Here is a 12524-nt window from a genome sequence, read left to right as displayed (position 1 = left end):
GCACCTCATCCGCCGGCGGAAGTGTGCACCGGCTATGACCGCGCGGCACCGGTCAGTGCTTCCTGAGCGGATCGCTGCACGCCGAAGCGGTCCAGCTTGCCCGAGTCGTTGTAGGGGAGGCGCGGCAGGAGCAGGTACTTGTCAGGGCACATGACCGCGGGAAGCAGCCGCTTCGCCCGCGCACGCAGTACGTCGGTCAGGCCGTCCGCCGAGCCGTCGCGCGGCACCACGCAGGCGACGAGGAACTCCGCGGCGCCTGCCGCGCACAGGCAGACGACCACGTCCTCCACGGTGGTCTCCTCCCGCAGGACTTGTTCGATCTCCTCCACCTCGATGCGGAAGCCACGCCGTTTGATCTGCTGGTCCATGCGTCCGAGGTACTCGAACCCGCCGTCGGGCAGGCGCCGGCCCAGATCGCCGGTCCGGTAGAAGCGTTGTCCGTCACGGGTCGGGAACCGCTCTTGCGTGAGGTCCGCGCGGCCCAGGTATCCGTGGCCGACCGTCGCGCCGCCGATCGTGATCTCCCCCGCCTCGCCGTCCGGGAGCCGCCGGCCCGACCCGTCCGTGATCATCAGCTCGGCGTTGAGCAGTGCGGCGCCTATCGGTGAACGGGGTCCGTTCTCGGTGTCCTTCTTCGTGACGACCTTGGCGCTGGCGAAGACCGTGGTCTCCGTCGGACCGTACATGTTGGCGGTGGTCACCGCGGAGAACTCGGGGAGGGAGAGGAAGTCCCGGACGAGGTCCAGCCGGATGGCCTCGCCGACGAAGAAGAGGTGCCGCAGGCCGGTGGGACGGGTCCGCGACTTCTTGCAGGCGTCCAGGACGAACTTGAAGTAGGAGGTGACCAGGGACACCACCGTCACTTCCGCCGACGTGACCAGCTCGACGAATCTCACCGGGTCGGCGATCACCTCCGACGGCACCAGACAGGCCGTCGCTCCCGTCGCCAGGGCGCCCCAGAGCTCCCAGACGGAGGCGTCGAAGCTCAGGGAGTGGACGACGGTCCAGCGGTCGGTGCCGGACAGGTCGAAGAGGGGCAGCGTTCCGCTCAGAAAGGCCAGTACGTTGTCGTGGGTGATGACGCACCCCTTGGGGCGTCCGGTCGAGCCTGACGTGTAGGCGACGTAGGCGACCCGGACCGCGCCGGTGTCCGCTCCGGCGGCCCGGTCGGTCTCGTCGAGTGCGGTGAGCACCGCGTCGCCGGGGCCCGAGGCGTCCAGCAGCAGCCGGGCCCCGGAATCCTCCAGCATGAAGCGGAGCCGCTCCGCCGGGTAGGTGGGGTCGAGCGGCACGTAGGCGGCCCCGGCACGGAGGATGCCGAGGATCGAGGCGACGGTCTCGATGTTCCTGCCGACGCGCAGTCCGATGAGCGTGTTCTCCGTGGCCCCGCCGACGACGAGCTTCTCGGCGATCTCCAGCGAGCGCCGCCCGAGTTCCCGATAGGTGACGGAGCCGTCGGCGTCGGTCACGGCCGGTGCGTGGGGGTTCCGGTCCGTCACACCGTCGAAGAGTTCCACCAGCGACGTGTGTTCGACGATCTCTTCCGCACTCAAAGTCCTTGCCCTTCCGTGAGAAACGGCCGCAGAGCACTGCCGCCGCGGTGGGTCGCCCCGGGGCCCGGGCGGATCAACCGGCCGTGCCGACGGTGATCGCCTCGGCCAGCTTGCGGGGCGTCGGATGGTCGACGACCTGCTCCGGGGTGAGGCACAGGCCGGCTTCCTCCGCCTGGAAGACCATCTGCATGAGGAGCAGGGAGTAGCCGCCCAGCTCGAAGAAGTCGTCGTCCGGACTCACCTGGACGGCGAGCAGGTCGCTCCAGAGCGCGCAGATCGTCTCCACGGTGGATTCCACACTCATGTCACTGCCTCCGTGCGTTCGGGTTCCTCGCATGCGCTCCTGACCGGAAGTCCGATCTCGTCGACGCCGGTCCAGGGATCGGCCTCCCCCAGAGCGGCTTTCACCACGATCCGCTGGATCGCTCTGAGCGCCGCCTCGATCTCCGCGGGCGCGAAGTACCGCGTGTCCGCCAGCAGACTCATCCCGTCGGGCGGCTCGATGTTCACGAAGAGAGCCACGTCCTCGTCCTCGCGCCGGTCCAGGACCCGGTAGCGGCTGCTGTTCTCCAGTTCGGCCAGGTACGCGGCCGGTTGTCCGGACGGCCCGGGGACGGCGGCGAAGTCCCCGGGGACGACGTTGAGGGTGGTGTCGAGCTGGAGGTGCCGGCCACGGGACGCCTCGTCCGCCAGCAGATCGCCGAGTTCCTGAGGTGGATAGCAGCCGTTCCAGTAGGCCGTGACGGCGGAGCGATGCACCCGGGCGACGCGCTCGGGGAAGTCGGCACCGGACAGGTCGATCGTGAAGGGCGCCTTCTGCGACAGATGTCCGACGGCGTCGGCGGTTCCCGGCTGGAACCGGTTGGCGGTGCGGATCACGAAGGACAGGTGCGGACTGCCGAGCCGGTGGGACAGCATGGAACAGAACGCCGTCAGGATGACGCTGGGGACTGTCGCGCGCTGCGCGGCGGCAACGATCGAGGCGGCCACCGGGAGCGCGGGCGCCGTGAGATGACCGTGCCAGAACCGTGGACGGGCAGAGGCGGTCGCGGTCCCCAGGAACATCGACGGGGGAAACCGCCTCAGGCTCCGGCGCCAGTGGTCGACGGCTCTGGTCCGGATCCTGGCAGCCGCCTCGTCGCCGAGTTCGAAAGCCGCCTGGTCGAGCGGCTGCCGCCCCGGCGACAGTGCCACCCCGTCCGATCCGGCACCGCCGGACAGCAGGGCGGTGAGGTCGCGCTCGATGACGTGGAGTCCGCGGCCGTCCGCCACCATGTGGGACATCGCCATGACGACGTGGGCCGGAGCGCCCTCCCGGGTCACGACTCCGATGCGCACGGGTGGTTCACGGGTGAGGTCGAAGCGTCGCCCGGTCAGGGCGCGCACGAGTGGTCCGGCCGGCGCGGCCGACGAGGGGTCCGGCTCGCCGGCCGCTTCCCGTAGCTCCACCGGCAGTGTTCCGGATTGCACCAGGATCTGACGCGGGCTCCCGTCGCTCGCCACCGCGTACCGTGTCCGCAAGGACTCATGGGTCTCGATGAGCCGGGCCAGGGCCTCGCGAACTCCCTCGACGTCCACGCCTTCCGGAACCGGGACGACGACGTCGAGGTTCAGGTGTTCGTCCCGGGGCGCCAGGCGCATGATGATGTCCCAGATGAACCGCTGTCCCCAGGTGAGCTGCGCCTCCCCGCCGCGGTGGCCGTGGAAGACGATCGAGAGATCACCGTGCACTGGCATGGAGCCGGCCCTTCATGTCGCGTCCTCGGGGTTGCATGGCACTGCCTCCGTTCGGCGTCCGCGGCCCGCGCGGGGGCGCGGCTGCGACAGCGCGGTGCCGAGGCCCAACACCCCTCCGGCCAGCGTCACGGCGTAGCCCGCGTGACCGTTCTGCCAGTCCGCCGCGTGACCGGCGAGGACCTGTCCGGCGGCGTTCCCGGTGATCAACGCGGAGCTGGCCCAGCCGAGGGACGTGGTGAGGAGTCCTGGCGCACTCAGTTTCTCCACGAGCGTCATGGCCAGGATGATCGTCGGTGCGACCGCCAGTCCGGCGGTCAGACCGAACGCGAGCCGCAGCGCCGGGACCTGGACGAACAGCAGGGGCACCACCGTGACGGAGAGCACGGCGAGGGAGACGTTGAGCAGGCGCTCCGCCGTGTACGTCTCCTTGAGGGAGCCGATCACGCCTCCGCCGACGGTCGAACCGATGGCGTATGCGGCGAGCGTCCACCCCGCCCACTGCTGCTGCCCGGCATCGAGCGCGACAGCGACCGTGGCCACGTCGAAAGACCCCAGGTGCACACCCACGAAGAGGAGCAGCAGCAGGACGGCCCAGATGTTCGGCGGGATGAAGCCGCTGCCGCGGGTTCGGCCGGCTTCCGGTGCCGATACGGCCGGTTCGGTCCCTCGTTGCACCGCCAGCAGCCAGGCACTCGCCGTCGCCGTCAGCGCCGCGATCAGCAAGGTCGCCGCCGGGAACAGGAAGGCCGCCAGGAACGTCGCCAACGGTGCGCCCATCGCGATGACGACGGCGTCGATCATCGACTCCATGGCGAAGGCGGTCCGCAGCAGGGGATTGCCGTGGTACAGCGCCGACCAGCGTGCGCGGACCATCGCCGACACCATGGGGTTGGTGGCGCCCGCCAGCAGGCCGAAGCAGACGGATGCCCACAGGGGTGCGCCGGACATCACCGTCGCGATCAGCCCCAGGGCGGCGCACAGGTACACGGCTCCCAGGACGAGCAGCACGCCGTGCTGTCCACGGCGGTCGGCCGTGCCGGATATCTGCGGCGCGCATATCGCGCCGGCAAGGAAGAAGGCGCCGGTCAGTACCGTCGCGTCGACCAGGGAGCCGCCGTACCCGTTCACCATCAGGATGATCCCCAGCGGGGTCATCGACATGTCGAACCGGTACAGCACACCCGTGGCGACGAATGTCTTCGCACCTTGCCGGCGCAGGACTGTCACATACGGGCTTTCTGTGTGCTGCACTTCGCTGGCGGGCCCAGCTGTTCTCTCGGGCAAGGCGGCTCCTCGGTGGTCGGGACGTGTGGCGAAGGCGCTGCTACTCGCCCCAGTCCTCCTCCACTTCCGGAGCGAGCGCCACGAGCAGCGGTTCGACGCTGACCACTTCCAGTTCGCTCCGGCACTCACCGCATTCGATGATTTCGTTGACCACGAGGTCATCTTCGTGCTTGATGACGCCTTCGCACGCCGGACAGTCGATTTTCAGGGAGTTCGATCCGGTCATCGTTTCCGCTGTCATGGTTTCTGTCGCCTCACTTTTCTGTGTCGTCCTGCGCTCATACAGCCGCTGGTAGTAGGGGAGGTGGAATCGGAGGTATTCGGCGAGCAAGGGGTGGTTGTCGACCGTGTGCTCGTAGCGCGTGGCCAGATCGGTGAAACCCGTGGTACGGCCGGTGTGTTCGTGCCAGCGGCTGGTGCGTTGCCAATCCGGCAGCATCCGGGGGTCCCAGGAGACGGCTTCCGGTACGAAGGGCAGGCCGACCGCGTCGCAGTACGCCCGTACCGTGGCCGCCGGGGCCGTGACGAGGTCGGCCGAATCGATCACCACGGGGTCGGTCCCGGTTGCCGTGTGGACCGCATCGTAGATTTCCGCCAGCCGGGCGAAGCCGATCTCGTCCCGCTGCAGATTCGGGTTGAGCGCGAAATGCGAGGCGATGGCTTCGGCCGGATGGCGCAGAATGAAGGTGTGGGTGGCGTCCCGCAAGAAGGCGGTATCCGCGAGGAGTTCACCGTACCAGAAGTCGGTGGTGTCCTTGAAGAAGACCGCTCCTTTCTCGGATTCCTCCCGGATCGCCGCGATGAGCGCGGACTCGCTGTGCACCTCCCTGCCGGCCACCTCGGTGGTGCCGAAATCGAGAAGCTGGGAGAAAGGCTCGTGGAGTACGGTGCGGTCTCCGCGTTCCGCCATCATCCGCAGGAACGCGGTGGAACGTGACCGGGGAGCGCTCCAGAGCGCCAGAATGCGCGGAACCTGTGTCAACGATGCCCCAGGGAGAGGAAGAGTTCGTCGAGCGCGTCGGACAGCACGGCGATCGACCGGAGGTATTCGGAGAGGACGATGTGCTCGTCCGCGCTGTGGTCCAGCGCGCTGTCACCGGGACCGTAGGTGGCCATGGGGACGTCCCAGTGCTCGGCGAGGGTGTTCATGTCCGACGTGGCGGTCTTGACCTTGGCGCGCGGCGAGAGCCGCTGCCCGCGGATCGCTCGTGTCAGGGCCTTGACCACCGGGTCCGTCCGCCGCACCCGGCACGCCGGCACGCTGTGCACGACCGTGACGTCACCCGGGGACACCCGCCGCCGCAGTTCCTCCGTGAAGGCGTTCTCGTCGAAGTCCGGCGATGTCCGGACGGTCAGCCGTGCCGAGGCGGTCTCGAGGTCCCCGCTCAGCGCGGTGAGTGTGGCGCCCGGCCGGTCGAAGGCGTGGTGGGAGGTGGGTCCGAGGACGTCCAGCAGGGTGTGCCATGCCCGCACGGTCAGTTCGGTGGCGTGCGGCTGCGGGTTCGTGGGGTGCGTCGAGGCACAGCGGACGTCGTACTGGAGGTCCAGTCTTCCCTTGTAGCCGAGCACCACGGCGTCGACGCCGCTGGGCTCGCCCACGATCACGGCGTCCGGGCGGTCGCCCTGCCGCACGATCTCGGTGGCCCCACGCGAGTGGGGGGTCTCCTCCTCCACCGCCCCGACCACGCGCAGCCGTCCGCGGAACGTCCGCGCGTTGGCGGCGGCACAGAGCATCGCCGCCAACGGGCCCTTGGCGTCCACCGTGCCCCGCCCGTGGAGTCGGCCGTCGGCCAGTCTGACCTCGGGCCGGCCGGCGCTGGTGTCCATGTGTCCCAGCAGCAGCACGGACGGGCCGGGGCCCCGGTCGATCTCGCCCACGACGTTGCCGACGCGATCCAGTGACGCGGTGAAACCCCAGCTCTCCAGCACCTTGAGCAAGTAGTGCGCGAGGCGGGACTCCTCGTAGGACTCCGACGGGATCTCGACCATGCCGCGGAGCAGTCCGACCGCGTCGTGCGAGGTGACCGCGGGGCGCGTGCTCATCGCCGCACCTCCGCCGTGCCGGGCGCGACCGTCAGGATCGTGCCGCCGCCCTCCTCCGCCGCCCGGACCGGGTGCGGCCGCCGTCCGTCGGCCACGATCACCCGGGACACGCCCTCGCGCAGGGCCTGCTCCGCGGCGAACACCTTCACGGCCATGCCACCGGCCAGTTCCGCCTCCGCGGAGCGCCCTCCCACTTCGTACACCGCCATCAAGGACTCCTCGTCGTCGGGATCCCGCAGTACGCCAGGCGCACCGGTCAGCATGATCAGGGTGCTCGCCGACAGGGCCGCGGCGACGGCGGCGGCCAGCCGGTCGGCGTCGACGTTGACCGTCGCACCGTCCTCGGTGATCGCCGGTGGTGACAGCACCGGCACCACACCGGACCGCAGCAGCACGTGGAGGAGTTCGGTGTTCACGTGGTCGACGACACCGGCGTGGTTGTCGCGGACCAGAACCGTCCGGCCGTCGACGACCGCGCGGGTGGCGCCCTTGCGCCGGGCGACGGCCAGCCGGCCGTCGAGCCCGGTCAGTCCGACGGCCGGCACCGACAGTCTGCTCAGCTCGCCGACGAACCGGGGCTTGACGACACCGGCGAGGGCCAGCTGCACCACGTCCAGCGTCGGCGCGTCGGTGTGCCGGGCCACCGTCCCGTTCGGGGCGAGGAGGTGCCGCCTCGGGACGCCGAGCCGGTCGGCCAGTCGGTCGATCTCGACCGAGCCTCCGTGGACCAGTACCACGGGGCGTCCCGCCGAGCGCATCCGGGCCACGTCCCGGCACACCTCCCGCGGATCGACCACCGCGTTTCCACTGCACTTCACCACCGTGACGTCCGTCATCGTCGGCTCCTCAACTCGGGTGCAGGCCGGGGAACTCAAGGCCCAGGGACTCGGGCCAGCCCAGACGCAGGTTCATGCACTGCACGGCGTTGCCCGCGCCGCCCTTCATCAAGTTGTCCAGCGCCCCCACGGCGACCGCCGCGGTGGGTGCGGCGCCGGATGCGGTCCCCGTGGCGAAGCCGACGTCGCAGTAGTTGGACCCGGCCAGGATCTTCGGCTCGGGGAGCCGGTAGTTGCCCCGCCGGGCCGCCACCACCCGGACGAACCGCTCGTCCCGGTAGTGCTGCCGGTAGAGCCCGCGCAGGACGACGTCGTCCACTCCGTCGCGGAGGGTCACGTGGCACACCACCTGGACTCCGCGCACCGCTTCGACGCCGGTCGCGGTCATGCTCACCGGCCGGCCGATCGCCTGGCCGATCTCCGCCTCGTGGCGGTGACCGACGGGCGCGAACACCCGTAGTGCCCCGCTGCGTTCGGCATGGAGGTTCGTCTGCCCGGCCGCCGCGCCGGCGCCGCTCGATCCGGTTCTGGCGTCCACCACGACCCGGCCGGTGATCGCGTCCCCGGCGGCCAGGGGGTGCAGTGCCAGGATGGCCGCGGCCGCCATGCATCCGGGTACGGCGATCCGGTCGGCGCCGCGCAGCTCGCCGCGGTGCAGCTCCGGCAACCCGTACACGAAGGAGTCCAGTTCCCCGGGCGCGGCATGCTCGACTCCGTAGTGGCTGCGGAAGACGGCGGGATCGCGCAGCCGGAAGTCGGCGGACAGGTCGATCAGCAGTCCGGCCCGTGACGTGTACTGGGCGAGGCCGGTCATCGTCTCCCCGTGCGGAGTGGCCAGGAAGACCACGTCGTACTCGTCGTCCAGGTCCGCCGGGGAGGTGAACCGCAGGTCCGTCAGGCCGCGCAGGTTCGGGTGGCATCCGTCGACCCGGCGCCCGGCCCGTCGCACGGAGGTGACCGCCACGAGGTCCACGCGGGGGTGGAGCAGGAGGAGACGGAGCAGCTCTCCACCGATGTATCCGGCCGCCCCGACCACGGCCGCGCGCACGCTCATCGCACCTCCCGGAGGATGTGGTCGACCAGCCGCGAGGCGATGTCCACCCGGTCGGCCGCGGCGGCCTGCAGGCCCATGAACTCGACCCGGTGGTTCACCTCCAGGACGTGGACGCCGTCGGCCGTCTCGATCAGGTCCACCCCCGCGATGCCGGCGCCGACCGCCGCTGCCGCCGCCACCGCGAGCTTCGCCGGCTCCGCCTCCGGTGCGCAGTACTCACCGGTGCCGCCCAGGGCGACGTTGCCGCGCCAGTCCTCGCTGCGCCGCCACATCGCCGCCACCGGCTCACCGCCGGCGACCAGCACCCGCATCTCACGGCCGCCCCCGAGGTACGGCTGCACGCACACCATGCGGGCCTGGGGGTGGGGAAGGGCCGCGACGTAACCGGCCAGGCTCTGGCCGGTCCGCGCGTCCGGCACCAGCGACACCATCCGGCCCCACGACCCGACCAGCGGCTTCATCACCGCCGGGTAGCCGACGGCGTCCAGCGCGCCGCTCACCGCACCAGGGCTCAGCGCCAGCACGGTGCGCGGCGTGGGCAGACCGGCCCGCTCCAGGGCGAGGGCAGAACGCCACTTGTCGCCGCAGACCTCCGTGGCCTCGGCGGAGTTGACGACCCGCACCCCCCGCGCCTGAAGGGAGCGGGCCGCCTGCACCGCACGGTGGTAGCCGATCTCCCGGTTGAGCGCGAACCGCCAGGGACAGCCGTCCGCCCACGCGTCGAAGCAGAGGTCCTCCGTGTCGACCTGGGCCACGGGGATGCCGCGGCGTCGCAGTTCCAGCAGGAGACGTTTCTCCTCGCGGCCCACCCGTGAGGCGAGCAGGGCGAGGGCGGGCTCGGCCGGCCGAGCGCTCATGACACCTCCACCAGGTCTTCGGCGTGCAGGCTGCGCCGCACCCGTGCCGCGATACCGGACACCGACAGTCCGGCGGCGTCGAGCAACTGCTCCTGCGTACCCGGTGCCGTCACGAACGCGTCGGGGAATCCGAGCCGCAGCACGGGCGGGGGGCCGGACCTCTCCGCGAGCGCCTCCGCGACGGCCGAGCCGAGCCCGCCCACCCGCCAGTGCTCCTCGACCGTGACGACCAGCCGGGTCCGGGCACACCGGCGCAGCAGCGTGGTGGTGTCGAAGGGCTTGAGCGTGTGGGCCTGGAGCACGGCGACGCGGATCCCGCCGTGCCGGAGCTGCTCCGCCGCGGCCAGCGCGCGTAACACCGGTAAGGGACCCGTGGCCACGATGACGGCGTCGGCCGTCCCCCCGGCGGGGTGCATCTCCTGGAGCCGCCCGATGTCCGGCTGGTCCGTGGGGGGCAGGGGAGGGGTCGGCTTGCGGCCGAGGCGGACGTAGACCGGGCCCGGACACTGCTCCGCCTGCCCGAGCAGGCTGACGGCGGACCAGGCGTCGCCGGGTACCACCACGGTCATGTGGGGCAGGCTCCGCATGACCGCCAGATCCTCCAGCGCGTGGTGGGTCGGGCCGAAGTGGCCGGCGGCCACGCCTCCGTGGGTGGCCACGATGCGCACCGGCAGCCGGTTGTAGGCGATGTCGAGCTTCACCGCCTCGGCGGCACGGCTCGCCGCGAAGGCGGCCATGGTGGTGACGTACGGTCGCCGGCCCGAGGCGGCGAGTCCGGCGGCGACCCCCATGGCGTTCTGCTCGGCTATGCCCAGGTTCACATAGCGTTCGGCGGCGTCACCGAAGTCGGTCGCCTTGAAGATTCCGGTGTCGGTGTCCACACAGACGACCGCGGGGTCCCTGCGCATGAGCTCGGTCAGGTGGTCGCGGAACGCGATGCGCTGGGCGTCGTTCGGATTCATGTCTTCCTGCCCCTTCGTGCCACGCTCTCCAGGATCCGATGGGCGCGGTTCCGGCTTTCAGCGGTCAGTAGGGCGTAGTGGCTGGACGGCTTCCCCGCCACAGCGGGGAGGCCGTGTCCCTTGACCGTGCGCGCGATGACGACGCTCGGCCTTCCGGGTGACCACGGGGCGCGGGTCAGCGCCTCCGACAGCTCTTCGTGGTCGTGGCCGTCGACCTCCCGCACACTCCAGCCGAAGCTGCGCCAGCGCTCCGCGAGCGGCTCCAGCGGACAGATCCGCTCGGTGGCGTCGGTGAGCTGGAGGCCGTTCGCGTCGACGACGGCCACGAGGTTGTCGACGCCGAGTGCGGCGGCGGCCATGACCGCCTCCCAGCACGAGCCTTCCTGCAGTTCGCCGTCGCCCAGCAGCACGAAGGTGCGGCGCCGGCTCCCCGCCCAGCGTGCGGCCAGGGAGAATCCCACCCCCAGGGGCAGGCCGTGTCCGAGTGAGCCGGTCGGCATCTCGACGCCGGGGACGGCGGTCACCGGATGTCCGGTCAGCCGCCCCGGCGCGACACCGAACGTCGCCAGTTCCGCAGGCGGCAGAAACCCGCGCTCCGCCAGTACGGCGTACAGGGCGACGGCCGCGTGGCCCTTGCTGAGCAGGAAGACGTCCCGGTCCGGATGGCGGGGGAGGTCCGGGTCGACGCGCAGCACGGAGAAGTACAGGACGGTCAGGATGTCCGCCGCCGACAGGGAGCCGCCGAGATGGCCGCCCTCGGGGGTGGCGCACATGTCCACGATGTGGTGCCGGACGCGGTGCGACACGGTGCGGAGGTCCGCGAGGGACGCGGCAGGGGGTTCGGGCAGGGGGCCGCTGGGCGGCGGGACCTCCTCTTCGGCCGGTGTCATGTCAGTGCCCTCGCCATCGACCGGACGGTCGGCAGCTGGTCCCAGACCTTCTCGAACCCGTCGGCGTACTGCTCCAGCGCGTCGCCGGCGTCGGGGTGCAGATGGCGCCGCTGGAGGGTGAGGGAGTCGTCGACGACGGCGGTCGCCACCGGGTGGGGTGCCCGCGGAGGAGGTGCGGAGCGCGCCCAGGGGTGGCCGTGGCTGTCACCGGCCCGGTCGGTGAACACCTTCTGCTCGGGCAGCGGCATCACCTGGTACCGGGACACCGGCACACCCTCGGCGCGCAGCAGGCGGTGCACGGCGCGCCGGAACCCGGCGGGTGTCACCCCGGTCAGGCCGGCGGCCTCGGGGTCGAACCTGAAGCGGAGGATGTGCCACGTGTGGGTGCAACCGGGCTGGACCGTGGGGACGGTGATGCCCGGCAGTCCGGCGATCCTGGACAGGAACGGCGGGACGTTCCGCTGCCGGGCCGCCTCGTAGTCGGCGAACCGGTCGAGCTGGGAGAGCGCGAAGGCCGCCTGCACCGGGTTCATCTTGTGGTTCCAGCCCAGGATGTGGCTGATGTAGTCCCGGCTCCGGCCGGCGGTCATCTCCTCACCGAACTGCCGGGCTAGCGTGGCGCGTTCCGCCACGGCGGCGGTGGCGGTGGTGAGCAGGCCGCCCTCGCCGCACGTGGGCAGGTTCTTGGTGGCCTGCAGACTGAACGCCGCGGCGTCACCGAGCGAGCCGACCGGCTTTCCGCGCCAGGTCGCGCCGTGTGCCTGCGCCGCGTCCTCGATCACCGCCAGACCGTGCCGTGCCGCCAGCGCGTCGACCGCGTCCATGTCCGCCGGATGCCCGTGCAGGTGGACCGGGATGATCGCCGCGGTGCGTTCGGTGATCAGGTCGGCGGCGGAGCGCGGATCGATGTTCATCGTGACCGGATCGATGTCCGCGAACACGGGGATCGCCGACTGGTGCAGCGGCGCCAGCCCGGTGGCGATGAAGCTGAGCGCCGGCACGATGACCTCGTCGCCCGCCCCGACGCCGAGCGCGTGGAGCGCCGTGGTGAGCGCGGTCGTGCCGTTGGAGGTGGCGACGCAGTGGGACGTCCCGCAGAACGCCGCCCACCGCTCTTCGAGTTCGCTCACCCTGGTCGGCCCGTCGGCGTTCGACACCAGGTGGTCGCCGTCCAGCACCGCCAGCACGGCCGCGCGGTCGGCGTCCTCGATCACCGGCCAGGGCAGGTCGCGGGCGCGTGGCGACACGGCGGGGCTGCCACCGAACGCGGCCAGCTTGGCGTGCCTGCTCACGGTGGTGCCCCTGTCA

At 71.2% G+C, this 12524-nt stretch carries 12 protein-coding genes; all 12 read right to left on the bottom strand.

The window, feature by feature from the left end; translation table 11 throughout:
* Positions 1 to 32: 32 nt before the first annotated feature.
* The 12 genes from ACFYWQ_RS21285 to ACFYWQ_RS21230 all read right to left on the bottom strand — a co-directional run bounded on the left by ACFYWQ_RS21285 (position 33) and on the right by ACFYWQ_RS21230 (position 12508).
* Positions 33 to 1553, bottom strand: coding sequence for an amino acid adenylation domain-containing protein (locus tag ACFYWQ_RS21285; RefSeq protein WP_389518414.1), 1521 nt, complete (start codon positions 1551 to 1553; stop codon positions 33 to 35).
* A gap of 73 nt (positions 1554 to 1626) precedes the next feature.
* Positions 1627 to 1857, bottom strand: a complete 231-nt coding sequence (locus ACFYWQ_RS21280) for a phosphopantetheine-binding protein (RefSeq protein ID WP_389518413.1) — start codon at positions 1855 to 1857, stop codon at positions 1627 to 1629.
* Positions 1854 to 3290 carry a condensation domain-containing protein gene (locus tag ACFYWQ_RS21275; protein WP_389518412.1) on the bottom strand — a complete coding sequence of 479 codons (1437 nt, stop codon included), beginning with the start codon at positions 3288 to 3290 and terminating at the stop codon, positions 1854 to 1856. Before ACFYWQ_RS21275 ends, ACFYWQ_RS21280 begins: the two co-directional genes overlap by 4 nt.
* 12 nt (positions 3291 to 3302) lie before the next feature.
* The gene (locus tag ACFYWQ_RS21270; RefSeq protein ID WP_389518411.1) at positions 3303 to 4517 is read right to left on the bottom strand and encodes a hypothetical protein; all 1215 of its coding nucleotides are present in this window, start codon (positions 4515 to 4517) and stop codon (positions 3303 to 3305) included.
* Positions 4518 to 4614: 97 nt separating this feature from the next.
* Positions 4615 to 5556 (bottom strand): sulfotransferase family protein, encoded by a 942-nt coding sequence (locus ACFYWQ_RS21265; protein WP_389518410.1) that lies wholly within the window; start codon positions 5554 to 5556, stop codon positions 4615 to 4617.
* A complete protein-coding gene (locus tag ACFYWQ_RS21260; protein WP_389518409.1) occupies positions 5553 to 6617 on the bottom strand; it encodes a M20/M25/M40 family metallo-hydrolase in 1065 nt (354 codons plus the stop codon). The genes ACFYWQ_RS21265 and ACFYWQ_RS21260 overlap by 4 nt, the downstream gene beginning before the upstream one ends.
* Complete coding sequence (locus ACFYWQ_RS21255) at positions 6614 to 7453, bottom strand: [LysW]-aminoadipate kinase (protein WP_389518408.1); 840 nt, start codon at positions 7451 to 7453, stop codon at positions 6614 to 6616. Before ACFYWQ_RS21255 ends, ACFYWQ_RS21260 begins: the two co-directional genes overlap by 4 nt.
* A 10-nt stretch (positions 7454 to 7463) precedes the next feature.
* Positions 7464 to 8507 (bottom strand): N-acetyl-gamma-glutamyl-phosphate reductase, encoded by a 1044-nt coding sequence (gene argC, locus ACFYWQ_RS21250; RefSeq protein ID WP_389518407.1) that lies wholly within the window; start codon positions 8505 to 8507, stop codon positions 7464 to 7466.
* Positions 8504 to 9364: a RimK family alpha-L-glutamate ligase gene (locus ACFYWQ_RS21245; protein ID WP_389518406.1), complete on the bottom strand. Its 861-nt coding sequence runs from the start codon at positions 9362 to 9364 to the stop codon at positions 8504 to 8506. Before ACFYWQ_RS21245 ends, argC begins: the two co-directional genes overlap by 4 nt.
* Positions 9361 to 10326, bottom strand: coding sequence for a transketolase family protein (locus ACFYWQ_RS21240; protein WP_389518405.1), 966 nt, complete (start codon positions 10324 to 10326; stop codon positions 9361 to 9363). Before ACFYWQ_RS21240 ends, ACFYWQ_RS21245 begins: the two co-directional genes overlap by 4 nt.
* Positions 10323 to 11216 carry a transketolase gene (locus ACFYWQ_RS21235; RefSeq protein ID WP_389518404.1) on the bottom strand — a complete coding sequence of 298 codons (894 nt, stop codon included), beginning with the start codon at positions 11214 to 11216 and terminating at the stop codon, positions 10323 to 10325. The genes ACFYWQ_RS21240 and ACFYWQ_RS21235 overlap by 4 nt, the downstream gene beginning before the upstream one ends.
* Positions 11213 to 12508: a DegT/DnrJ/EryC1/StrS family aminotransferase gene (locus tag ACFYWQ_RS21230; RefSeq protein WP_389518403.1), complete on the bottom strand. Its 1296-nt coding sequence runs from the start codon at positions 12506 to 12508 to the stop codon at positions 11213 to 11215. Before ACFYWQ_RS21230 ends, ACFYWQ_RS21235 begins: the two co-directional genes overlap by 4 nt.
* Between the last annotated feature and the right edge of the window lie 16 nt (positions 12509 to 12524).

It is taken from the genome of Streptomyces sp. NPDC003247, assembly GCF_042888135.1.
Classification (GTDB): Bacteria; Actinomycetota; Actinomycetes; order Streptomycetales; family Streptomycetaceae; genus Streptomyces.
The sequence above is the reverse complement of the archived record's forward strand: the minus strand, read 5'-3'. Positions and strand labels throughout refer to the sequence as shown.

Excerpts from the sequence above, each read along its gene's own strand:
- ACFYWQ_RS21240 (WP_389518405.1), bottom strand. The coding sequence starts at position 10,326 with ATGAATCCGAACGACGCCCAGCGCATCGCGTTCCGCGACCACCTGACC.
- ACFYWQ_RS21235 (WP_389518404.1), bottom strand. The coding sequence starts at position 11,216 with ATGACACCGGCCGAAGAGGAGGTCCCGCCGCCCAGCGGCCCCCTGCCC.
- ACFYWQ_RS21255 (WP_389518408.1), bottom strand. The coding sequence starts at position 7,453 with ATGACGGACGTCACGGTGGTGAAGTGCAGTGGAAACGCGGTGGTCGAT.
- ACFYWQ_RS21275 (WP_389518412.1), bottom strand. The coding sequence starts at position 3,290 with ATGCCAGTGCACGGTGATCTCTCGATCGTCTTCCACGGCCACCGCGGC.
- argC (WP_389518407.1), bottom strand. The coding sequence starts at position 8,507 with ATGAGCGTGCGCGCGGCCGTGGTCGGGGCGGCCGGATACATCGGTGGA.
- ACFYWQ_RS21260 (WP_389518409.1), bottom strand. The coding sequence starts at position 6,617 with ATGAGCACGCGCCCCGCGGTCACCTCGCACGACGCGGTCGGACTGCTC.
- ACFYWQ_RS21245 (WP_389518406.1), bottom strand. The coding sequence starts at position 9,364 with ATGAGCGCTCGGCCGGCCGAGCCCGCCCTCGCCCTGCTCGCCTCACGG.
- ACFYWQ_RS21280 (WP_389518413.1), bottom strand. The coding sequence starts at position 1,857 with ATGAGTGTGGAATCCACCGTGGAGACGATCTGCGCGCTCTGGAGCGAC.